Below are 21,622 nucleotides of genomic sequence, written 5' to 3' on the forward strand. Positions count from 1 at the left end.
GAAGAATCGATGAAACCGGTCCTGAACCGCCTCAGGCGGGCGCAGGGACAACTGGCCGCCGTGATCGCCATGGTCGAATCCGGCCAGGAGTGCGAGGAGGTCGTCACCCAGCTCGCGGCCGTATCCAAAGCCCTGGACCGGGCCGGATTCAAGATCGTGGCGAGCGGAATGCGCCAGTGCCTCGGCGACGACTCCGGCACCCCGCCCATGACACAGGAAAAGCTGGAGAAGCTCTTCCTCACCCTCGCCTGAGTCGTTCCCCCCCACCGGACAGAGAGAGTCCCGTGCGGCGGCACCCCGGAACACTCGTACAGCCCTGGGACCGTGGGGTACACGCAGGGCGGCGGGTTGACCGACGCCGAGAGGACCGCGCGGGAGCGGATCCGGCTGCAGGCCGTGGAACGCTGCGAGGGCGGGAGAAGAACCGGGAGATCGCTGCCGCGCTGCGCGTGAGCGAGCGGTCGGTGGAGCGGTGGCGCCGGGCCTGGCGCGAGCGCGGAGAGGCCGGCGTCCCGTCGAAGGGCTCGCCGGGCCGGCCGAGGCTCAGCTCATCCCAGATCGTCAGGCTGGAAGGGGAGTTGGAGCGGGGGCTGCTCGTCCATGGGCGGGTGGACCAGCGGTGGACGCCGGCGCGGGTGAAAACTCTGATCGGCCGGCTGTTCCAGGTCTCCTGCACGGTCGAGGGCACGTGGCAGCTGCTGAGGCGGCACGGCTGGTCGTGACAGCAGCCCGCCCGCCGGGCGATCGAGCGTGACGACACGGCGGTCGAGGTGTGGAAGAAGGAGACCTGGCCGCGGGCAAGAGCGCCGCGGCGGCCCTCGGGGCCTGGATCGTCTTCGAGGACGCAACCGGGCAGTCGATGACACCGCCGCGCGCCAGGTCCTCGGGCCGGATCGGCCGGACCTCCGTCGTCCGGGTACGGGGCCGGGGCTCCGGCCGGGTGTCGATGGCGGGCATGACCTGCCACAAGCCCGGTGAACGTTCCCAACTCATCTACCGGATCCGCGAGCACCGGGGCCGCAAGGACGAGCCGAAGGGCTTCGGACGGCGCGACTTCCGCGACCTGATCGTCCGGGCCCGGATCCAGCCCGGCGGTCCGATCGTGCTGGTCCGGGGACAACGTCCGCCTTCACCCGGCCAAGCCGCTGCGGGAGTTCATCGAGGCGAATGCCGCCCGGCTCACCGTGCTCCGGCTGCCCGCCTACGCACCGGACCTGAACCCGCAGGAGGGTGTCCGGTCGCTGGCCGAACGCGACATCGGCGACCTCGCCGCAGCCGATCTCGGCCAGATCACCCGGGCCGTGAAGCGTCGGCTCAAGCAGATCCAGCACCACCCCGACCTGGTCGACGGATGCCTCGCCGGCACTGGCTTGATCATGGACGGCTGACCGACTTCACGCATTCGAAGCCGGAAGCCGGTGACGATGTGGGGCCGGCGGTGTCGGCGGTGGAAGAACCTGCGGGTTTCGGTGGCGAGTTCGGCCTGGTTTCCGGCCCGGTGGGCGTGGGGCAGGTGGCGTTTGAGGTCGGCGTTGACCAGCTCGTCGGGGTTCGGCTCGGATGGGTACGAGGGCAGGAAGTGCAGCTCGACCTGGTCCTTGTGGTCGGCGAGCCACGCCTGTACGGCCTTCGAGCGGTGGGCCGAGTGCCGGTCGACGATCAGATGCGCCTCGCGGTCGAAGTGGCCGGCGAGCCGGGCGAGGAAGCGGCACATGACCTTCGCGTCGAACGACTCGGTGAAGACCATGAAGTGCATCCGCCCCTTGGTGCCGATCGCGCGCATCGCGTTCACGGAGAACCGGTTCCCGGTACGGCGGACCACCGGCGTCCGCCCTTGCCCGCCCCAGGTACGGCCGGCGACCACGTCCGCGCATCCCCCACCAGATCGCTCACCCACAGCCAACGAGCCCGAACCCCAAGCGTCTCGGATCGATATGCCCTCGCGCTGACCGGAAAGGAGGCCGCCCATGCCGAAGAGGCCGAGCCGCACCGGCCTGTCCATGGCGGGCTCGGACCTCCGGCGCTGCCCCGCTACCGCATCCCGTCGTGAGTCGTCAGTGTCCTGGTGGAGGGAACGGGTGCGGAGCAGTTCACGGAGGTCACCTGGCGTCAGGGCGGCAAAGGCGCGATGACCCCATGGTTCGCGGTTCTGACGGTCCGGCCCGCGGGTGAGCAGTCCCCGGTCGCGACCCAGGAGGCCGACGGCGGGCGCACCGGTGGGATGGCCTCCTGCCCGCCCGGACCCTTCCGGTCGAGTGGCCACGCGGTCAGGACGCGCCGACGGGCTATTGGATATCGAACCTGCCCTCCGCCACTCCGGTCGCCGACCTGATCCGGTGGGCGAAGACGCGCCGGCGCGTCGAACACGACTACCGCGAGCTCAAGCATGGTCTGGGACTGGACCGCTTCGAAGGCCGGACCTGGCGTGGCTTGCACCAGCACGTCACCCTCGTCACCGCCGCCCATGCCTTCCTCGTCCTGCGGGCGGCTCGACCCCGAAGCCCACATGCCGGCCTGACCCTCTACAGCGGGTGTCGCAGGTTCGAATCCTGCCGGGGCACAGGAGAGGGCGTGTACTCATCTTGGTACGCGCCCTTTGGCATCGGCGGCTGACGTCGGCGGGGCGTGATCAGCCGAACAGCTGCGAACCGAGCGGGTGTTGACGGTCGAAACCAGGGAGGATCAGGAAGGTCGCGCTGGCGGTCGTGGTGGTGAAGCGCAGCAGCGCGTCGGAGGTGTCCATGTGGGCGAGGGTGGCGGTGAAGGTCCGCAGGTCGTTCTGGAAGCTGATGAAGAGCAGGCCGGGGGCGGGATCGTCGGTGCTGTAGGAACGGCGGAGCATGAGGCCGGTGCCGACCACGACGGGGTTCGCTCTGCGCACGTGGGCGTCCGCGGGGACGAGGTAGCGTCCGTCCGGTGTCTTGGCACCGAGGTCCGGGCCCGCCGCGACCGGGCCGCCCGACAAGGGGGCGCCGCTGCCCCGTCGCCGTCCGAAGACCGCTTCCTGCTCGGGCACGGACAGGGCGGCGAACCGTGACAGGTCGAGTTCCATGTGCCGCAGTACGGCAAGGGTGCCGCCGGCGACCTCGGGAGGACCGGCCAGCCACAGGTCGCGTCGTTGCTCGGCGCTCGTGTGCGGGCCCACGATGCCGTCGATGAAACCGAGTGGGTTGCGGGGCGCGGTCAGACCGTCGCCGACGGGCACGTTCGCACCACGGCGCGCGGACTGCCGCCAGCGTTCGTGGACGCGGTCTCCGGCCTGGGCCAGGAGCGCGGCGGCGACGACCGGGAGGAGCAGCGCGTCACCGGCACAGATCTGGATCAGCAGGTCACCGCCCCGAGCCCGCGGCGCGATCCGCTCGCGGGAGAACCGGGGCAGGTCCACCGCGCCGGGCAGCGATGCACCGGCCATGCGGACCAGCCGGGGGCCCACACCGACGGTCACGGTGAGGTCGCCCGGCGGCAGGCCGAGCAGCCGTGGGTCGGTCCCCGCGACGAGTCCGCGGACGGCCTGACCGAGTTCGGCCAGCAACGGACCGGGAGCCACGTCGGCGCCGAGGTCGGCCACCAGCGCCAGGAGGTTCGGCTGGGCCGGTTGCGGGAGGGTGATGCCCGCCTGATGGCGGCCGGTCGGCGACACCTGTGCGCCTGACGCGGGGGAAGGGGGCCGGCCCGGCCGAGCCGCGGGCGATTCGCACCCCGCGGTGAGCCCGGTGGTCGCCACGGCCCCGGCGACACCGATGAACGCGCGGCGTGACGGACGGGAGTCGGCTCGGTGCATGGAGTGCAGAGTGCCACACCGGAATCGCACGTGTTGGTCAACCTGCCGTTTTCGAAGTGGAATTGGGTGATGTCATGCCAGAATGGGATCATGCTTCGATTAGCTCTTCGCGTGCTGGCGACGGTACTGGGCACGCTGACGCTTGTGACCGGCTGCAGCAACGGCGGCGGTGACGGCGGATCGGGCAAAGGCCGGCGACCGAGCGGTGCACAGGTGACGATCCGGGTCCCCGGTGATGCCCCGACGATCTCGGCCGCGGTGTCGTTGGCGCACGCCGGTGACCTGGTGCTGGTCGCTCCGGGCGTGTACCACGAGTCGGTGAAGGTCTCCACGCCTCGCGTCACTCTTCGTGGTGAGTCCCGGGACAAGGTCGTCATCGACGGACGGTTGCAGCAGCCGAACGGTGTCGTCGTCGCGGCTCCCGGGGTGGCCGTGGAGAACCTGACCGTGCAGAACAACACGCAGAACGGCGTGCTGGTCACCGGTTCGGCGAAGGCGGCGGCGGCCGGGCTGCCGGGGCGAAGCGGCGGCTACGACACCGGTGACGAGCCCGTCACCTTCCTGAAGTCGTTCCTGGTCTCGCACGTGACCGCGACCCGCAACGGGCTGTACGGCATCTACGCGTTCTCCGCGCAGAACGGTGTCATCGAGCACTCCTACGCGTCAGGCGGGGCGGACTCGGGGATCTACGTCGGACAGTGCAAACCCTGCCGCATCGTGGTGCGGGACAACATCGCCGAACTCAACGCGGTCGGTTACGAAGGCACCAACGCCGGCGGGGACATGTACGTGGTCGGCAACCGCCTGGTCGGCAACCGGGTCGGCCTGACCACCGGCTCCGACCACCAGGAGAAACTGCTCCCGCAGCAGGGCGCCGTCATCGCGGGCAATCTGATCGCCGCCAACCAGCAGCGGGCCACCCCGCAGCAGGCCGACGGCGGGTGGGGCATCGGCATCGGCGTCGACGGCGGCAGCGACAACCGGTTCGTCCGCAACCGCATCGCCGGCAACAGCAACGCGGGGCTGGTGATCACCGCGACCGCCGACATCCCCGCGATCGGCAACCAGATCACGGACAACACGTTCACCGGCAACAGCGTCGACGTCGGCTGGACGTTCCCCACCGCGGCACGAGGACGGGGCAACTGCCTGCGCGGCAACGATCTGCGGACCACAGTGCCCGCCCGGCTCGCGACCACGGCGTCCTGCCCACTGCCGTCCACGACGCTCTCGCCGGCCGGCCGGTGGGCGACGCCGACGGCCCCCGGCGGCATCCCGTTCACCGAGGTGGCGGCGCCTGCTCCACAGCCGCAGTTCCCCCACGCCCTCACCACGGGCGCCACCGCCGTCCCGGCCGTGCCGGACCTGCCGGACCTGGCGGGCGTCCCGCTGCCGTCGGCGTCCCTGCTCGCCGCGGGTGCGCGGGTGAAGACGTCCTGAGCGCCTCCGCGTCCTGAGCGTCCCACCCGCCCCGAGAGCCCCGGGCTGCGGCTACCTCTTCGGGGTGACTCCGGGTACCGGCGTGACCGGCAGGAACTTCTGGGTGTCGAATTCGATGTCCACCGGCTGGGGCGCGGAACCGACGCTGACGCGGACCCGGTACATCGTGCCGTCCGAGCCCACCCAGTAGCGCACGTTGCCCGCCGTATCGGAGCGGTCAGGGGAGGACGGCCCGGTCATGACGTCCGCCCGATGCCCGTCCACCTGGTCTCGTCCCCACCAGGCGGCGCCGTTCTGCGGCAGCAGTTCGGCGTTGTCCGGCCGGTCGCTGCCGAGACCGAGCGCGATGGTCAGCGAACTGTCCAGCGAGCTGCCGGAGGACTGCAGCGGACGGCGGTACCAGCCCGTGCGGGGCGGCGAGGCGGGTGCGTACGCCGGGGCGTTCGCCATCGGGTGGACGAACACCGAGTCGGCCGTCCACTCGATCAGACCTTCGCTGGAGGTGTCGCGCCCGGTGCCGTGGACGACGCCGTAACCGACCTTGCCCCGGTAGTCGACGGACCCGGTGACGATCAGCCCACCGGCGGTGCCCGGCACGGTGATCGTCACCGCGCGGCCGCGCGCCTCGTAGTTGCGGAACCGCGTGATCGCCAGCCGGTTCGCCTCGTCCGAGGTCAGTGCGCGCGGACCGCTGGGTTCGGAGCCGCCGCCGGTGACCAGGAACGCGGCACCCACCGCGACGGCTGCCGTGGCGATACCGACGGCCACCCGGCGTGGCCGCGGCCATCGGCGCCGGCCGGGCACACGGCCCGGCAGTGCTTGCTGGGATCTCCCGCTCCGCACGCGGCTCGACGTGGACACTCTTCTTCCCCACCCTCTCGGTTCACCCGCACCATTCGGCCGCAGACCGCCCGGCCGCGCCGCTCGTCCGTCGGCCGGCCCTCGCGGACCGGCCGTGACGTGATCTGCCCGACCGCGCCATCCGGATCGCGGTCGGGCAGATCAGATCAGATCACTGTTGTTCGGTTCGTTCAGTGTTTCCGGGCACGGCGTTTCCGGCTCATGAACGTGATGAGCAGGCCCGCACCCAGCAGCAGGCCGACGAGGCCGCTCAACTGCGCCACCCCGGACGAACCGGTGTGCGCCAGCGAACCCGAGTCCCCACCGTTCGGGCCCGGCTTGTTGGGGGGCGGTGTGTGGTGCGAAGGCGGCGTGTGCGGAGGCGGCGTCGAGGTGGGCGGTGAGCTCGGCTTCGGGGTCGGCTTCGGCTTTCCCTTCGGGATGTAGACCCCGGCGTCGATCGTGTGATTGACGCCGCCCGGCTTGTCCGGTGCCGTGACGGGCGCGTAGCCGTTGCACAACCGTCCGGTGGTCGGCGGCGTCACGTTGGAGTCGTGCGCCCGGTCGGCGCCGGCTCGCGGGAGCGTGAACCGCAGCTTGTCCGCCGTGGGTCGCCTCGGCACCCCGCTGGTGTCCGCGGTGCACACGTCGAACTGCACCGTGTATTTCGCACCGGGGACGAGCTGGTACGCGGCGCCTACACCACCGAAGTAGTACTCGCCGGCGCCATCGGTCCTGGTCGTGGCGACCTGCTTGCCGTCCGCGTCCAGCAGGTTGATCGTCGCCCCGGGCAGCAGCGGTTCCGCCGGGTCCTGGATCCCGTTGTGATCGCCGTCGAACCAGACGAGGTTGCCGATCTGGATCGGGGCGTTCGCCGCCGCGTACGCGATGTCGCCGAGCCCGCCGGCCTTGCCGAACCCGTTCTGTTCCTGGCCGACGAACTGGTACGCGTTGGCGTTCGGGGCGTTGCCCGGGCCCTCACCGGTCGTGATGTGGTGATAACCGGTGCCGGCCGTCTCGATGTTGACGGTCGGGTCGAACTCCGTGCTGACGACCCAGTCCTGCTGCGGGATGTAGGCCACGGAGCCCAGCGCGTTCTCCTGGTGCGGGCCCTGGAAGAAGTCGCCGGGGAAGTACTCGACGACATCGGCGTCCTGGCCGCCGTTGTTGGCGGGGGTGGCGTGGTTGGGGCAGTTTCCGGTGCCCTCCCACGCGTACCCACCGGTGGGAACGGCGCAGGCCATGGTGATGTCGCCACCGGACATGCCGAGTTCCGGCGTGTTGTTCCCCGGACGGGGGTCGAGTCCCTTGGCGCTGAGCACGTCCATGAACCGGTCGCGGAAGCCCAGGATCATCGAGCCGTCGCGGCCGAAGGCGAGGGAGGCGAGCTCCGGCTGCGGATCGATGAAGGCGTTGCCCGCCTTCCGCTCGTCCCACGTGGCCAGGGTGGTGTTCCACGGGTTCCAGTGAGTGGCCTGGGGAGCGGCGCCCGCACCGGTGAAGACGGTGCCGCGCTTGTCGGTGAGCGTGTGGGTCAGCACCGTGGTGAACCGCTTGCCGTCGTAGGCGTAGACGACGGCCTTCAGGTCCGTGCGCTGCTGTGTGCTCTCCGCGCTGCACACACCGCCGACGTACAGCGTGTTGTCGTGGACGTCGAGGCCGAACGGCCGCCAGTCACCGGGGCTCGCGCACCCCGGGTCCGGGATCGGCGTCGTCGCCTCGGGAGCCGGGGCGGTGGCCCCTGTCGCGTCGAAGCTCACCAGGCTGCGGGTCAGCAGGTTCACCGCGTACAGCGTGGAGCCGTCCTCCGACAGGGCCAGGCCGCCGATGCTCTCCTTGCCCGGCGCGTCGGTGAATCCCGGATCCTTGTTCATGTCGGCGGTGTCGTGCGGCGTCAGCGCGGCACCCGGCACCTGCGCGAACAGCTCCGGTGCGCCGGAGCCGCCGACCGGCACCGTGTAGATCGCGCCGGGCCCCTCCGGCCCGTACGCGGCGAACCGGCGGGCGAACGCGCTCTGGAACAGCCGGGTGCGGTACCTGTCGTAGGCCAGCCCGAACGTCGTGCCCACCTGAGCCTGCGTGGCCAGCGTGTCCGGACACGACACACCGGTGGGACAGGTGCCCCGGGTCTGCGTCCCGAACGCCACCAGTGCCCGTGTGTCCGTTCCGGTGGCCCCGTTCTGGACCGGCACGAAATACCGCGAGTCCGGCAGTGCGTAGTCGGCCGGGTTCCACACGCCCGTCACCACCGAGGCGTTCTTTCCGCCCGAGACGTCCACGAACGACGTGAAGCTGTCGAAGTGGTTCTCCGCCGTCGACGCGGGTGCCGCCCGCAGGTAGCCCTTGTACGGCGCCGGGATGCTGACGTCGACGCGGTACCGGCCGCCGCTCAGCGTCGTCGACCGCGACACCACCACCTTTCCAGTGGCGTCCGTGACGCCGGTGACACCGTGCCCGGCGGGGTCGGAGATCCGCACCTTCATGCCGCGCTGCGGCACGTCCATCGTCGTGTTGATCACGCCGGTGCCGAAGAAGTCACGCAGCACCTCGACCGTCAGCGTGCCGTCCTCGGCCGAAGCGGCGGCTGGTCCGGTCGTCGCCCCCAGGGCGCCACCTGCCAGCAATAAAACAGATAAACCTACGCGCGCCAGTGGCCCCGCAAGCCTCGGGACCGCTCGGCGCGAGTCTCCGTCGACTCGGTTCATGGCATCACTCTCCACACACGGAAAAGAAAAGGCCCCATTGCTGCCGCGTGGACCTCTTCATGACGATTACTTGAGGGAGTTGTGGGCGATTCGTAAAGGCCGCAGGTCGGGAAAGGCGTACATGTGTCCAGTACCTTGGGCGGAGCTTCCCTGCGTGTTCATGTTCCGCAGTTCAATCGCGGCACCCTCCACCGTCGACCTCGCTGACCGCCATCGCGAGCAGCGCGCGATACTCTATGCGCCGAAGTTTCGCCGTCACCAGCAGAATCCTGAAATTCACCGGAATCCGCGACATTCCCGAGCTCCTGGAGAATGGCTACCGAAAGAATATGCGAATTCGATGTGATGGCTGAATTTGGCCCCCTTGGCCGCGCAATGCCTCAGGTTCGAGGGTCCTGCCGGTGGCATCGCCTTGCCCTCCTGGGCTTACGTCGGAGCGGACTCCAGTGCCTGACCTAGAGGTCCTGACGAAGGCGTTGGACGTGTCGGTGGGTGATGAGGCAGGTGGCGAGGCCGAGGAATGCTTCGTGGGTGTCGTCACGTCGTTCCATCGGACGCGTAAGCGACGGAAGCCGTGCAGTCAGGCGATGGTGTGTTCGACGACCCAGCGGTGGACGCCGAGTCCGGAGCCGTGCGGGACACCGCGCCGGGCGATCAACGGCTTGATGCCCTGAGCCCGGACCAGGCGACGGTACTTGTCGTGGTCGTAACCCCGGTCGGCCAACAGCATGTCCGGTCGCCGCCTGGGCCGGCCGACCAGGCCGGCGACGGACGGGATCTTCGCGAGCAGGGGCATCAGCTGGGTGACGTCATTGCGGTTTCCGCCGGTCGGCGACACGGCGAGCGGGATGCCCTGTCCGTCGACGAGGACGTGGTGCTTGCTGCCCGGACGTGCGCGGTCGACCGGGCTGGGACCGCTTTTGGGCCCCTGCGGGCAGCCCGGACATGGCTGGAGTCGATCACCGCCCGCGACCAGTCGAGCTGCTTGGCCGACCGCAGCTTCGGCAGCAGGACGGCGTGGAGTCGGTCCCAGACATCGGCCTCGTTCCACGCGGCAAGCCGCCGCCAGCAGGTCATGCCGGAGCCGAAGCCGAGCTCCTGGAGCAGATACTCCCACTGGATGCCGGTGTGGAGCACGAACAGGATCCCGCACAGAGCCTGCCGGTCGGGTACCCGCGGCCGTCCCGCCACCAGCCTTGGTGCCGGGATCGGCAGCAACGGCTCGATCAACGACCACAGTTCGTCCGAGACGATCCACGGCCGGGAGTTCCTCTTCGTATCAGCCGGGACCTCGACCTGGACCACTACGCCGTCCGTCGACACGCCCGCGCCGCCGGCGTCGACGAGCTGCTGGTCAAGGTCGCCCGGCGACGGGCCCTGCTCGACGACTGCAGGCCCTACCTCTGCGAACGCTTCACTCAGGGCTGCCGCAACGCCGGCCGGCTCTTCCGGGAAGTCCGAGACCAGGGCTTTCGCGGAGACAGAGCGGTCGTCAACCGCTACGTCCGCCCGCTCAGACAAGGCGTCGAGACGGCACCGTCGGCACCGGCTCCGCGCAAACCGTGGCGGGCGCTTCGCTCGGAACCTGACCACGGCCTGCGTCACAAAATCAGTGACAAAATCGATGAACGTGCTCATTTCGGTGATCTTCAGGATGCCGATCGTGTGGTGGGAAAGGTCAGGGCGGTGGGCCCTTGTCGTTGGCGGCGGAGAGAACGCATGATCGACTCATGCGAGGTGCCTTCGACGATGTCCCATTGACCACGCTCTTTCCTCGCCTGTCGCGTGCCGACGTGGGATCCCTGGAGCAAGCCGCCCGTGCAGTCGATGCGGCTCGCGCGGACGGAGACAAGGCCGAGTGGGAGTGGGTACTGGATCACGTGGTCTTCCCGGGCCCGCGGCCTTGGACGCCCATGGTGCTCGGCCTGGATGTCATTGAGCATTCAGACGGGGGCGATCAGCTGGAGTTCCTGCTTCAAGTGGTGTGGACGGACGTCGGCCGGCTCGCGGTCGACGCGGCGGTGAACGTGGCCTGCTGGTGCGACACCGATCACGCCAGCCATGACGTCGACGCCCTCAGGCTTGTTGTCGGGGAGGAGACCTCACTGCCTCGCGCCTTCCAAGCAGGTGCCGAGCGTCTGATCGGATGGCTCACCGACCCTCGCGACGCGGATTTCTGGCGTGCCCGAGCGGCTCTGCCTCCCCGTCGGCCCGTCTAGGAAGCCGACGGGATGACGACGGGTGGGAAGTTGGTGTGATCAGGCCATGTCGGTGTCGCGTTCGATGGCGGCGAGCCGGTTCTTGAGCCGGTAGTTGGGGCCGTTGACGGAGACCACGTCGCAGTGGTGCAGGAGTCGAGCGAGGCGGCTTCGGCGCGGCTTGGCGCGTGGGGTGCGGGGGAGGGCGTACGGGTGGTCGCCCACCACCAAGCCCCCGCGGGGACGCAGCCGATGGCGGGCGCAGAAGTCGTGTGGCTGACGGTGCTGGAGGACCGCTCACCGACCGGCATGGCCTCGGCGCAGTCCACGTCCGGCGGGGCTTCGGCTTCACCTGGCCGTCGTGCTTCCCGGTCGTGTGGATCGACCGGATCCTCCTCGGGGGAGCGAAAGACATCGCGTCGTGGACTCTTCCCGCGACGGCGGGCGATCGACTGTCCGTCGGGGCTCGTATCGACCTCACAGGTGTCGGAGCCGAGTCCAGCGGCTCCGACACCTGGTGTGGGGCTCGGCCCCGTCCCTTCCGCGTCGGGTCAGCTACGGGGTACGCACGGGGCGCAGCAGGCCGGTGCGGGTTCGACGCAGAGGGTGACGGAGTCGGTGTTGTCGGCCGGGTGGGGGTCCTTTTCGACGGCGGTGACGGTGGCCGTGTTGGTGAGGCGTGCCGGCCTGGTGGCCTTCGCCCGCAGGGTGAGGGTCGCGCGGGCGCCGACAGCCAGTCCACCGACGGTCCACTGCCCGGTCTCCGGGGCGTAGGCGCCGGCGTCGGCTTCGGCGGACAGGAAGGCGAGCCCGCTCGGGAGCCGGTCGGCGACCGTGACACCGGTCGCAGGGCTGGGGCCGGCGTTGTGGACGGTCAGACGGTAGGTGACGGTCTGTCCGACGGTCACGGTGGTGGCGTCGGCCGCCTTGGTCACGTCCAGGTCGGCGGCCGGCCTGACGACGGTCACGGCCTCGTCGGACGTGGACGTCAGCGGCTCCGGGGTGGAGCCGAGCCGGTTCTCGTACGTGGCGACGGCGGTGTTGGTCACCCGGGTGCCCGCCGTCTGCAGACCGAGGGTGACCCGGTACTCGACGGTGGTGCCCTGCGGCAGTGCGGCGGTGTTGGCCAGGCTGCCGCCCTGGGAGGCGGAGGCACCGGTGCCGAGCCGGAAGGTCACCGTGTCGGTCCCAGGGTCGTACGAGGCCTGGTCGTCACCCGCCTGATCGGTCTTCACGCCCGCGTTCGGGCCGTCGATGATCCGCAGCGAACCGGGCACGTACGTCGTCCCCGGGGGCAGGACGTCGGTGAGGGTGAGCCGTTCGGCGGCCCCGCCGCCCTCGTTCCTGGCGGTGATCCGGTAGGTGACGACATCGCCGACGTCCAACGGACCTTCCGGCACCGCGCTCTTGGTGAGCACCACGTGCGGAGCGGTGCCGAAGAACACACCGTCGAGGAAGTTGCCGATCCCGCGGTTTCCGCCGGCCGCCGAGACGGACCGGAAGGCGAAACGGGTCGTGGTCTGCCCGGCCGGGACGGTGTAGGTGCCGGTGTAGTACCCCCACGCCGTGTTGCCGTCGGTGAAGGTGCGCTGCTCGACCGCGCTGCCCGGGGCGCCGATGTCCAGGGCCATGGTGTCCTGCCCCTGCCGGCCGCGGTGATAGAGCCGCCAGTACAGCTTGGTGCCGGGCGTGGTCGGCAGGTCCTGGTAGAGGGTGGAGACCTCGTTGGCGTTGAGCTCGGCGAACTGCTCGCCCTCCGCGGAGGGGACGCCGCTGAAGCCGGAGTGCCACAGTTCGATCATGTGGTCGGTGGCGGTGGTGAGCCAGCCCGGGACGTGCCGCGGAGCCTGGGTCTGGGAGGCGTCCGGCAGGAACGCCATCTCGGTGACGGACGGCTGCTCGAAGCTTCCGTTGACGAGGGCGACCCGGAGCGGGACAGAAGGAGGCGTGCTCATGGTGACTTCTCCTATCGGTCGGCAGTGCGCTAGGCCCCACGCCCCCGACGCCGCGCCGCGCACGGAAGGGGAGGAAAGGGCCGGAACGCTCTGTAGCTCAGCGCCCCCGCAGCGCCGCGTACAGCAGGGGAGGAGAGGTCCCGGCCAGCTCCGACCGGTGGGTTTACGCGCACTGACATCACGCGTCACGGCGCCGCCGCCCCCCGCCGGCGCCTTCCGGAGATCCCGCCGGCCACCCCTGGACCACTGCCCGCGCGCGTCTCTGTCGTGCTGACCGGATGACAGTGCTCTCTGGCGTTCACACGCCACCGGAAGGGATGAATCAAAGGTGTCAAGGTTGACGCGCATGCGTTCCAGGGGTGGTGTGCCAGATGGCGGCTCCGGGCCGGTGGCACCCGTAGGGAGGGGAGTGGGAGCTCGTGGACAGCCGATGGCAGGAGACCGAGCGGCTGCTGTGGAAGCCGCCGGCGGAGTGCTGCAGCGTCAGCGCCTTCTGCGCCGAGGCCGGACTGTGCAACTGATACGTCGGCTTCGAGCTCCCGATGACCCGGACGACGAGCGGGTTCGTCACCTTCGACCTGACCGTGGACCTGCGCCCCGGACCTCTCCGGCCGGCGGTGGAAGGACGAGAGCGAGGACGGGAACGAGGACAAGGACACGCACGCCGCCCGGGTGAGGCCGGACTGTGGTGCTGAGCACGAGGGCGGGCGTACGGTGAAGACATGGCCATGCCCAGTTCAAGCCTGCCCGGCAGGAAGAGCGAAGCGGACCCGCATGGGCGGGGCCGATGCGGGAAGCCGCCGTGGACGACCCGCCGGGGGTGGAGCGCGGCCGCCCCGGAGTCGCCGCGGCCGAGGGCGTGGAAGCGCAGGACCGCGCTTCCGGTCGCTGCCCTTGCCCTCGCATCGCTGGCAATGACGGCCTGCTCGTCCTCTCCCTCTCCGGCACCGCCCCCGTCCACGCCGGCGGCCGCGCCCTCCAGTACCGCCGGCTCCCCATCGGCCCCACCTGCACCTTCCAGCACCGCCGGCTCCCCCTCGGCCACGCCCGCACCTTCCAGCACCACCGGCTCTCCATCGGCCCCACCTGCACCCTCCAGCACCGCCGGCTCTCCATCGGCCACGCCGTCGCCGACCGGGAGCGCCCGGTCGACCGGGCCGGGCCGCCCGTCCCGGGAGTGCAGGACCGGCCAGCTCTCGGCCGCCCTGACCAGGCCCGAACCCGCAGCGGGTTCGATCTACGCGACCTTGGTGTTCACCAACAGATCCACCACCACGTGCACGATGACCGGCTACCCGGGCGTCTCCTACGTGGCCCAGAACGGCGTGCAGTCCGGCAACGCCGCCGTGCGCGAACCGGGGACGATCACCACCGTCACCCTTCAGCCCGGCGGACGGGCCAAAGCCCAACTGCGCGATGCCAACGGCATCAGCGGCTACGACCCGGCGCAGTGCAAGCTCTCTCCCGCCGAGGGCCTCCGGATCTACCCGCCCGATCGGACGGCCGCGCTCTTCGTCCCGTGGAAGACCGAGCACTGCGCGGGCCCGACCGTGCACTCGCTGGCCATCGGACCAGTCCAACCGGGCTGACCGCACCCGCGATCCCGACGAGTCGCCCAGCGACCGCCGACCGCCCCGGACCCGGAAGGACGCCCCCTGCCCGGAACGGACGTCAGCGGGTGGCCGCGAGGCCGAGGGCGATGTCCACGATCATGCCCTCCTGCCCGCCGACCGGTCGCCGCCGGCCGCATTCCCTCAGGATGCCGCGCACGTCGACCTCCGGGATGTCGCGCACGTCGACCCCGTACCGCTGCGTGGCCCTCTCCGCGTGCCGCAGGAAGCAGGAAGCCGGAAGCCGGAAGCCGGAAGCCGGAAGCAGGAAACAGGAAGCCGGAAGCCGGAGCAGACGCCGGCGTACCCGAGAGTGAGGGTCTCGCGGTCGACGCGGACCGGGCGGTCCTGCAAGGGGCGGACGATGTCGCCGACGGCGTCCTGCAGTCGGAAGAGATCGCAGCGGTACGGGAAGCCCGACAGGTTCGCGATGCGATGAAGGCCTCGACGGGGTGGTCGCGCACGCCCGCACCGTGGCCGGCGAGCGAAGCCTCGACGCGTCGGACGCCGTTCTCGACCGCGACCTCGCGATGAGCCGCGATGAGCCGCGATGAGCCGCGATGAGCCGCGAGGCGACAGAGGCGCCCGGGGCCCGAGGCCCGGCAGACCGTGATCGAGGTCCGTGAGGAAGGGCACGCCCCCATGGCGCGCATGATCCACCCCTCCTCCGAGGGTGCGGGCGAGGAAGCCGCCGACAGGATCGCGGAGGCTCCGGCCCTCCTTCGGCAGGGCGGGTCAGGACGGCGCGTTCGACACCCCGCGGCCCGAAGGCGGCAGGCCTCGTCCCGTCGGTCCGGTCGCCGCTCCGTTCCCCCGCCCGGACCCGCTCACTGCGCCGCTCCGTGGTGGCCGCCCTACGTTCGAGACATGCGACGCCGTCACATGCACATGTCCCGCGAAGCCCAGGACGGGCTGCTCAAGGCACTGCAGCAGCTCCGGGAAGAGCTGAAGACCCCTACCGGATTCCCCGCGCACGTGCTCGAAGCGGCGGAGGCCGCCAAAGCCGACCTCCGGCTGCCCGACAGGGACGCCACCGACCTGCCGTTGTTCACGATCGACCCGCCGACGTCCATGGACCTCGACCAGGCCATGTACCTGGAGCGACGCCCGGGCGGCGGATACCGCGTGCACTACGCCATCGCCGACGTCGCGGCCTTCGTCAAGCCCGGCAGCCCGTTGGACGCCGAGGCCCACGACCGGATCGAGACGCTGTACTTCCCCGACCTCAAGGTGCCCCTGCATCCGCCGTCGATCTCCGAGGGGCCGGCCAGCCTGCTTCCGCACCAGATCGTCCCCGCCCTGCTGTGGCAGCACGACCTCGACGCCGACGGCAACGTGACCGACTCGACCGTAAGCCGGGCGAAGGTCCGCAGCCAGGCCAGACTCGACTACGCGGGGGTCCAGCACGACATCGATGCCGGCACGGCCGAGGAGCCCGTCGCGCTGCTGCGTGAGATCGGCAGACTGAGGGAAGCCGTCGAGGCCGCGCGCGGCGGGATCTCGGTGAACCTGCCGGACCAGGAGGTCACCCTGAAGGACGGAACGTTCCGGCTGAGCTACGTGGCGGCACTGCCCGTAGAGGGCTGGAACGAGCAGATCTCCCTCATGACCGGAATGGCCGCGGCCCGGATCATGCTGGACAGCGGCACCGGGATCCTGCGGACCCAGCAGGAGCAGCCCGACGAGCACGTGGTCCGGCGCGTGCACGACATCGCGAAGCTCCTGGGCATCGACTGGAAGCCCGGAGTCTCGTACGCCGCGCTGGTCGACTCCCTCGATCCGGCCGACCAGAAGCACATGGCCTTCCTCAGCGAGGCCACCGCCATGCTGCTCAAGGCGGAGTACACCACCTTCCGCGACCACCACATCCCGGAGCACACGGTCCACGCGGCGATCGCCGCCCCGTACACCCACTGCACGGCCCCGCTGCGACGCCTGATCGACCGGTACGCCGGTGAGCTGTGCGTCGCCGCGTGCGCCGACCAGGCCCCGCCGCCCTGGGTGCTCGAGGCCCTGCAGTGTCTGCCCTGCGACATGGCGCGGGGGAAGGGGAAGACGGCGGACCGGCGTGCGGTGGACCTTGTGGAGGCCGCGGTGCTCAAGAACCGGGTGGGCGAGGTCTTCGGCGGCGCGATCATCAACACCGACGCGGAGGACGGCAAGCCGAAGGAGGGCACGGTGCACCTGGCGGAACCCGCCGTGATGGGCAGGATCACGTCCGGTTCCGACCTCGTGCTGGGCGCCGACGTCCAGGCCAAGCTCACACGGGCCGACCCGCTCTTCTCCGGCAAGAACAAGATCCTCTTCAACGCGATGTAACGGCCCGTCGACGGGCTTGGGCGAGCGGGCCTGATAGGGAGAAGCACGTCGCTGAGGGCGCGGTAGGCGCCGCTGTCTGCTCCAGCGCCTCCTCGGCCGGGTGGCGACGGCGTCCGGACGGTCCCGGATGAGAGCGGAGTCGACGACGAGCGCTCCGGTGAACTCGTACCGCATCTCGATGAGTCCGCGCATCGTGCGGTCGACCGCGCCCCTCGCGTACAGGGCGAACGCCGGCATCCGGCGCAGACGGCCGGCACCGGGACGGCCGGTGGCGCGGTGGGCCAGGTCGACCGGTCTCGGGTGGCGCGGGTGTACGGGGCGTCGCGGAGGCGCCAGACGCGGTTCCGGCCCATTCGGCCCCGGAGCCGGCCCTTGCGGGTGGTCGTGGCGTCAGGGGTCTGCCCGGTGGCCGGGCAGCCTCTGGGCGTGCCGTAGCCGTAGACGTTGTCCATCGAGACCATACGGGCGCCGGCGGCGACGGCGGCGGTGGCGAACGCGGGATCGGCCGCACCGCCCGCGACCGTCTTGGCCCCGTCGGGGACGTCCGCTCGACCGGACCGGTTGACGATCCGGGACGTACTCTCCTCGGCACACCAGAGCCTCGGCGACGGCCGTGCCCATGGCGCCGGAACCGAAGAACCGGACGGATCACTCCCTATACCCGCTCCCGCCCCCCGTCAGCTCCTGAGCTGCTGCCCGGCCCGGCTGAGTACGATCGCCTACCCCGGTCTGGGTACATGCGCGATTGTCCGCCGCCTCCGGTGCCGGAAGGGTCGATGCATGCGCCGACTGATGCTGCTTGCGCCACTGTTGCTGTTCACCGCCGGCTGCGGGGTGCTGCAGTCTGCCGAGGACGAGGGGGCGGATGCCGCCCGGGAAGTGGCCAGGCAGGCGGGCGACCGGCTCTACGGCCAGCGTCCGCGTACGGCGGAGGAGGTCGGGCGCTCGGCTTCCGGTATCGACGGAGTGGAGGTCCTGCGGGTGACCGGTACCTCGACACACGACGGGGACGGCGTCGAGGTGGTCATCCGTACGTCCGGCGTGGCGTACAAAGGGTGGCTCTCCCCTGAACAGGTCGTCGTGCGGCGCTGTTTCGCGGTGCAGGTGTCGCCCGAGTCGGAGTGGGATGAGGATCCGCGGGACGTGGATTGCCCGGACGGCCCCGCGCTGACCTTCCCTCCGCTGCCCGCACCGCCCCGGCTTCCGTACGAGGAGCTCCGCGCGAAACTTCCCCGGGTGCCGAAGGACGGCCGGGTGGACGAGGCCGAGGTGCGCCGTGCGCTCGCGGCCCTGGACCTGCCCCCTGCGATCCACGCCGAGGTGAAGGCGGACGGCGGCCGAGTCGGAGTTCTCCTGTCGGTGGAGGGCAACGGCTTCGACGCACAGGACTGCCTGCTTGCCCGCGTGGTCCCCGGCGCCACCGAGGTGTGGGTGCCTCCCCGGATGCAGCGGATGCCCGGAGAGGGCGGCTGCACCGTCGGCAACGCCCTGGACCCGAGTCCGTCACCCCACTGAACAAGGTGGCTGTCGCAGGTGGACATACCGGGGCGGCGGATACCCGCCTCGGTGGCCCACGACATCAGCCGCCGTCTCCGTAGCGCCTGCTGTCCGGCAGGGTCGGTCCGGAAGGCGTCAGTGCGGCTTGTCGTCCGTGGCGGCCGCAAGTGCTAGGACAGGGAACGCGGTTCCGGCCGGTAAGGAAGCCGTCCCGCACGCAGCTCGCACCCACCGAGGCGGTCCGGCGGCTCGGAGAGGTGATCGACTCGCTCCAGCTGCGCGCCGTGACAACCACGCCATGACATGGGTTTCTCTGTGAGGGCCGTTCCTGACGGAACGCCATGTTCGTACGACAAGGGCTCCGGGGCTCTCCGTACGTACCGCACTCGCCCTCCCCCTCGCCGCCGTCTGTCTGGCCCTGGCGCCCCGTCCGCCCCGGCCGCCGGGGTGAGTACCGTTTTCGCGGAAGAGGCCCGGCTCGACCGGGCCGCGCCCCAGGGGATCCTGATGCTCGGCGGATTCGCCTTCCTGGCACCGGAGTTCGCCGACGCGGACTCCTTCGTCGACGGCACGGTCGAGCGGACCCTGCGCCCGCACCTGCCGGAGGTGGACCTGTTCACCACGGTGAGCCAGGGCCGGCCCGGCCGGTTCGACATCGAGCGGACCAACGGGGCCTGGCGCGGCGGGTTCCCCGACAACGAGAACCTCTCGCGTACGGAGACCGTGCCCGTCGCCGATCCGGCCGCGCAGCCCCAGTGGACGTCGACGACCCTTCCGTACACGGCGATCACGGCCGCGTCCACCGGCCGCTTCCCCGTCTACGACAACACCTCCGTGACCGAACTGCCGGCCGGGGCCGGCACCCCCGTGGTCCGCCCCGGCGGGCCGACGCCCGGCTCCACGGCCCGCGCGGGCGGCGGCGGGAACCACCTGTCCGACGAGATCGCCTACCGGGCCACCCTGCTGCGCGACCGCCTCGGCCTGACGCGGCTGCCCGGCGGCCACGTCCACACGCCGGTCCTCGAGTGCGGCCCCGGAAACACCGACCCGGCGACGGGCACGGTCACGGACGCGGAGTTCGTACGCAACCGGCTCGACGTCATCGCCCAGGTGCGGGCGATCCTCGCCGTGGCCGCAGGCTCCCGGTAGATCCCGGTAGCTCCCGGCGGGATGGTGCGGACGCCGGTGCGGCTCTTCTGGTCCCGGGCCCGCGCGTGGTACGAACCCCACGTAGGCACCTTGCGACGGAAGGGACTTGGAATGGACCACGACGGTACGAAGGGGCGGACGGTGTCGGCGGCGGAGCTGTTCGACGGCCTGGGGATCGAGTACGAGCATGCCTTCGTGCGGCTGCCGGCCCAGCTGGCGGCGATCGAGTGGCTCACCGGGCGACTGGGCGCGGGGGCCAGGGTCCTCGACGTCGGCAGCGGTACGGGACGCCCGGTCGCCGACCTCCTGGCGCGCGCCGGCTGCGAGGTGACCGGCATCGACGTGTCCGGCGAGATGGTCGCCCTCGCGAGCGCGCAGGTTCCCGGGGCCCGCTTCGAGCAGTGCGACGTGCGCGCCTTCGACGCGCCGGAGGGCAGCTTCGACGCGGTGTGCGCGTTCTTCCCGCTGATGATGATGAGCCGGGCGGAGGCGGCCGCCGCCCTCAAGCGCATGGCCGGCTGGCTGGCGCCGGGCGGCTTCCTGGTGACGGCGACCGTGCCCGCGGACGTGGAGGACGTCGAGATCGTCTGGATGGAGCGCACGGTCAAGGTCTCCAGCTTCTCGGTGGAGGAGTACCTGCGCCTCCAGCGGGAGGACTGCGGGCTGGACGTGCTCCACCACGCGCTGTCGGTCTTCGATCCGGACGACGACCGCGCGGCTCCCGAGGACCACCTCTTCACCTACGCCCGCCGCCCGGCCTCGGCGGAGGGCGGGGCGGTAGTCATCTGACGTACCGTCAATTGACGGCGCATCAGTTATTGACGCTTCATCGGTCCGGTCACAGAATGCGGTCACCCGACGGAGGGATCGCCCGTGCCTCGACCGTTGCGCGTCATAGCCGCCACCTGCACCCTGCTCCTCGTCACCGCCTGTAACTCCGCGTCCACCGGTGGAAGCAGCACCTCCTCCGTACGCGGGGTCACCGCCGACTCCATCAAGGTCGGCGGCATCGTCTCCATGACCACCGCCAGCGGCTACTCCAAGAAGGACACCGACCTCGGCGCCCGGGCCCGCTACGACCGGGCCAACGCCGAGGGCGGGATCAACGGACGGAAGATCGAGTACCTGGGGGCCGAGGACGACGGCCAGGACCCCGCCAGGAACCTGGCGGCGGCCCGCAAGCTCGTCCAGCAGGACAAGGTCTTCGCCGTCTCGCCCATGAGCTCGGTCACCTTCGCCGGGGCCGACTTCCTCGACGCCCAGAAGGTCCCGACGGTGGGCTGGGGCACGCTCCCCTCGTTCTGCGGCCCGAAGCACCTCTACGGCTTCAACGGCTGCCTCGTCCCGATGCCCGGCGGCACGCTCAACCAGACCTGGCCCGAGGGTCTCGCGGCCGTCCTCGGCGGCGCGCGCGGCAAGTCGGTCGCGCTGATCGCCGGCGACAACGACGCCGGCAAGTTCGGCATCCGTACCTTCACCCAGGGGTTCAAGGCGGCCGGCTTCCGGGTCCCGTACGCCAAGGCCGTGGTGCCGGCGACGTCGATGCCCAGCGACTGGTCGGCGTACACCAAGGAGATCCTCCGCTCCGGCCCCGGCGGCGCCGCGCCCGACGCCGTCGTCTCCGTGATGCAGACCCCGTACAACATCGGCCTGTTCACCGCGCTCAAGCGGTCCGGCTACAAGGGCGTCATCTCCGACCCGACGGACTACGACCCCGGACTGCTGGCGAAGGACGCGACGAAGCAGGCCCTCGACGGGGTGCACGTCCTGCTGCAGTTCCAGCCCTTCGAGTCGGACGGCCCCGCGATGCGGCAGTTCAAGGCCGACATCAGGAAGGCCGCCGGAGGCAAGGACATCCCCCTCAACATGCACATGATGACGGGGTACATGAGCGCCGACCTCTTCCTCTCGATCGCGAAGAAGGCCGGCAAGGACCTCACCGTCGAGTCCTTCCAGACGGCCGCCGACGGCTTCTCCGACACCGGGACGCTCGTCGGCGACCGCGCCGAACCCAAGGGACAGAAGGAGAGCTTCGGCTGCGGGGCGCTCGTCCGGCTGAAGAACGGGCGGTACGAGGTCGCCGTGCCCTTCAGGTGCTATCCGCCGATCCCCTTCGGCTGAGGGGCGC

The 21,622-nt window shown here is 70.7% G+C and carries 15 protein-coding genes and 6 pseudogenes; 12 read left to right on the forward strand and 9 right to left on the reverse strand.

Features of this window, described 5'->3' with window-relative positions:
* Positions 1-9 precede the first annotated feature (9 nt).
* The 3 genes and pseudogenes from ACFYUS_RS29560 (at position 10) to ACFYUS_RS29570 (ending at position 1,388) form a co-directional block, all read left to right on the forward strand.
* On the forward strand, positions 10-252 hold the full coding sequence (locus tag ACFYUS_RS29560) for a metal-sensitive transcriptional regulator (RefSeq protein WP_388858723.1): 243 nt from the start codon (positions 10-12) through the stop codon (positions 250-252).
* Positions 253-324: 72 nt separating this feature from the next.
* Positions 325-863: pseudogene (locus ACFYUS_RS29565) on the forward strand (transposase).
* A gap of 294 nt (positions 864-1,157) precedes the next feature.
* Positions 1,158-1,388 (forward strand): transposase, encoded by a 231-nt coding sequence (locus ACFYUS_RS29570; protein WP_388858726.1) that lies wholly within the window; start codon positions 1,158-1,160, stop codon positions 1,386-1,388.
* 23 nt (positions 1,389-1,411) lie between these two features.
* Here the strand turns inward: ACFYUS_RS29570 and ACFYUS_RS29575 are convergent.
* Positions 1,412-1,870 (reverse strand): annotated as a pseudogene (locus tag ACFYUS_RS29575) (IS630 family transposase); the annotation flags it as partial.
* A 461-nt stretch (positions 1,871-2,331) separates the two neighbouring features.
* On the opposite strand from ACFYUS_RS29575, the gene ACFYUS_RS29580 reads away from it, so the two are divergent.
* Positions 2,332-2,613 (forward strand): hypothetical protein, encoded by a 282-nt coding sequence (locus tag ACFYUS_RS29580; protein WP_388858729.1) that lies wholly within the window; start codon positions 2,332-2,334, stop codon positions 2,611-2,613.
* Between the two features lie 16 nt (positions 2,614-2,629).
* Here ACFYUS_RS29580 and ACFYUS_RS29585 read toward each other — a convergent pair whose 3' ends face one another.
* Positions 2,630-3,781, reverse strand: coding sequence for a Dyp-type peroxidase (locus ACFYUS_RS29585; RefSeq protein WP_388858630.1), 1,152 nt, complete (start codon positions 3,779-3,781; stop codon positions 2,630-2,632).
* A gap of 90 nt (positions 3,782-3,871) precedes the next feature.
* Between ACFYUS_RS29585 and ACFYUS_RS29590 the strand changes: the two genes are divergently transcribed.
* Positions 3,872-5,221, forward strand: coding sequence for a nitrous oxide reductase family maturation protein NosD (locus ACFYUS_RS29590; protein ID WP_388858633.1), 1,350 nt, complete (start codon positions 3,872-3,874; stop codon positions 5,219-5,221).
* 51 nt (positions 5,222-5,272) lie between these two features.
* Here ACFYUS_RS29590 and ACFYUS_RS29595 read toward each other — a convergent pair whose 3' ends face one another.
* The 4 genes and pseudogenes from ACFYUS_RS29595 to ACFYUS_RS29610 form a co-directional block, all read right to left on the reverse strand.
* Positions 5,273-5,989, reverse strand: a complete 717-nt coding sequence (locus ACFYUS_RS29595) for a hypothetical protein (RefSeq protein ID WP_388858636.1) — start codon at positions 5,987-5,989, stop codon at positions 5,273-5,275.
* Positions 5,990-6,252: 263 nt separating this feature from the next.
* Positions 6,253-8,766: an SdrD B-like domain-containing protein gene (locus ACFYUS_RS29600; protein WP_388858639.1), complete on the reverse strand. Its 2,514-nt coding sequence runs from the start codon at positions 8,764-8,766 to the stop codon at positions 6,253-6,255.
* Between the two features lie 172 nt (positions 8,767-8,938).
* Positions 8,939-9,061, reverse strand: coding sequence for a hypothetical protein (locus ACFYUS_RS29605; RefSeq protein ID WP_388858642.1), 123 nt, complete (start codon positions 9,059-9,061; stop codon positions 8,939-8,941).
* A gap of 160 nt (positions 9,062-9,221) precedes the next feature.
* Positions 9,222-10,020 (reverse strand): annotated as a pseudogene (locus ACFYUS_RS29610) (IS5 family transposase).
* 476 nt (positions 10,021-10,496) lie between these two features.
* On the opposite strand from ACFYUS_RS29610, the gene ACFYUS_RS29615 reads away from it, so the two are divergent.
* Positions 10,497-10,985 carry a hypothetical protein gene (locus ACFYUS_RS29615; protein ID WP_388858645.1) on the forward strand — a complete coding sequence of 163 codons (489 nt, stop codon included), beginning with the start codon at positions 10,497-10,499 and terminating at the stop codon, positions 10,983-10,985.
* A gap of 39 nt (positions 10,986-11,024) precedes the next feature.
* Here the strand turns inward: ACFYUS_RS29615 and ACFYUS_RS29620 are convergent.
* Positions 11,025-11,129 (reverse strand): annotated as a pseudogene (locus ACFYUS_RS29620) (AAA family ATPase); the annotation flags it as partial.
* 386 nt (positions 11,130-11,515) lie between these two features.
* Positions 11,516-12,919, reverse strand: coding sequence for a hypothetical protein (locus ACFYUS_RS29625; RefSeq protein WP_388858648.1), 1,404 nt, complete (start codon positions 12,917-12,919; stop codon positions 11,516-11,518).
* Positions 12,920-13,833: 914 nt separating this feature from the next.
* Here ACFYUS_RS29625 and ACFYUS_RS29630 point away from each other — a divergent pair.
* On the forward strand, positions 13,834-14,508 hold the full coding sequence (locus ACFYUS_RS29630) for a DUF4232 domain-containing protein (RefSeq protein ID WP_388858651.1): 675 nt from the start codon (positions 13,834-13,836) through the stop codon (positions 14,506-14,508).
* An 82-nt stretch (positions 14,509-14,590) separates the two neighbouring features.
* Here the strand turns inward: ACFYUS_RS29630 and ACFYUS_RS29635 are convergent.
* Positions 14,591-15,095, reverse strand: a pseudogene (locus tag ACFYUS_RS29635) (hypothetical protein); the annotation flags it as partial.
* Between the two features lie 301 nt (positions 15,096-15,396).
* On the opposite strand from ACFYUS_RS29635, the gene ACFYUS_RS29640 reads away from it, so the two are divergent.
* From ACFYUS_RS29640 to ACFYUS_RS29660, 5 genes and pseudogenes are all read left to right on the forward strand, one after another.
* The gene (locus tag ACFYUS_RS29640; RefSeq protein WP_388858655.1) at positions 15,397-16,848 is read left to right on the forward strand and encodes an RNB domain-containing ribonuclease; all 1,452 of its coding nucleotides are present in this window, start codon (positions 15,397-15,399) and stop codon (positions 16,846-16,848) included.
* Between the two features lie 780 nt (positions 16,849-17,628).
* Complete coding sequence (locus ACFYUS_RS29645) at positions 17,629-18,363, forward strand: translation initiation factor IF-2 (protein WP_388858658.1); 735 nt, start codon at positions 17,629-17,631, stop codon at positions 18,361-18,363.
* A 540-nt stretch (positions 18,364-18,903) separates the two neighbouring features.
* Positions 18,904-19,494: pseudogene (locus ACFYUS_RS29650) on the forward strand (pyroglutamyl peptidase); the annotation flags it as partial.
* 111 nt (positions 19,495-19,605) lie between these two features.
* Positions 19,606-20,283 carry a class I SAM-dependent methyltransferase gene (locus tag ACFYUS_RS29655; RefSeq protein WP_388858661.1) on the forward strand — a complete coding sequence of 226 codons (678 nt, stop codon included), beginning with the start codon at positions 19,606-19,608 and terminating at the stop codon, positions 20,281-20,283.
* Between the two features lie 84 nt (positions 20,284-20,367).
* Positions 20,368-21,615 carry an ABC transporter substrate-binding protein gene (locus tag ACFYUS_RS29660; protein ID WP_388858664.1) on the forward strand — a complete coding sequence of 416 codons (1,248 nt, stop codon included), beginning with the start codon at positions 20,368-20,370 and terminating at the stop codon, positions 21,613-21,615.
* Positions 21,616-21,622: the final 7 nt, after the last annotated feature.

The organism is Streptomyces sp. NPDC004284 (assembly GCF_042874035.1).
In the GTDB taxonomy this organism is placed as follows: domain Bacteria; phylum Actinomycetota; class Actinomycetes; order Streptomycetales; family Streptomycetaceae; genus Streptomyces.

Bases quoted from the DNA above. Each gene is read 5' to 3' on its own strand.
- ACFYUS_RS29585 (WP_388858630.1), bottom strand. From the start codon at position 3,781: ATGCACCGAGCCGACTCCCGTCCGTCACGCCGCGCGTTCATCGGTGTC.
- ACFYUS_RS29615 (WP_388858645.1), top strand. From the start codon at position 10,497: ATGCGAGGTGCCTTCGACGATGTCCCATTGACCACGCTCTTTCCTCGC.
- ACFYUS_RS29605 (WP_388858642.1), bottom strand. From the start codon at position 9,061: ATGTCGCGGATTCCGGTGAATTTCAGGATTCTGCTGGTGACGGCGAAA.
- ACFYUS_RS29645 (WP_388858658.1), top strand. From the start codon at position 17,629: ATGCGCCGACTGATGCTGCTTGCGCCACTGTTGCTGTTCACCGCCGGC.
- ACFYUS_RS29560 (WP_388858723.1), top strand. From the start codon at position 10: ATGAAACCGGTCCTGAACCGCCTCAGGCGGGCGCAGGGACAACTGGCC.
- ACFYUS_RS29630 (WP_388858651.1), top strand. From the start codon at position 13,834: ATGACGGCCTGCTCGTCCTCTCCCTCTCCGGCACCGCCCCCGTCCACG.
- ACFYUS_RS29625 (WP_388858648.1), bottom strand. From the start codon at position 12,919: ATGAGCACGCCTCCTTCTGTCCCGCTCCGGGTCGCCCTCGTCAACGGA.
- ACFYUS_RS29590 (WP_388858633.1), top strand. From the start codon at position 3,872: ATGCTTCGATTAGCTCTTCGCGTGCTGGCGACGGTACTGGGCACGCTG.
- ACFYUS_RS29600 (WP_388858639.1), bottom strand. From the start codon at position 8,766: ATGAACCGAGTCGACGGAGACTCGCGCCGAGCGGTCCCGAGGCTTGCG.
- ACFYUS_RS29640 (WP_388858655.1), top strand. From the start codon at position 15,397: ATGCGACGCCGTCACATGCACATGTCCCGCGAAGCCCAGGACGGGCTG.
- ACFYUS_RS29655 (WP_388858661.1), top strand. From the start codon at position 19,606: ATGGACCACGACGGTACGAAGGGGCGGACGGTGTCGGCGGCGGAGCTG.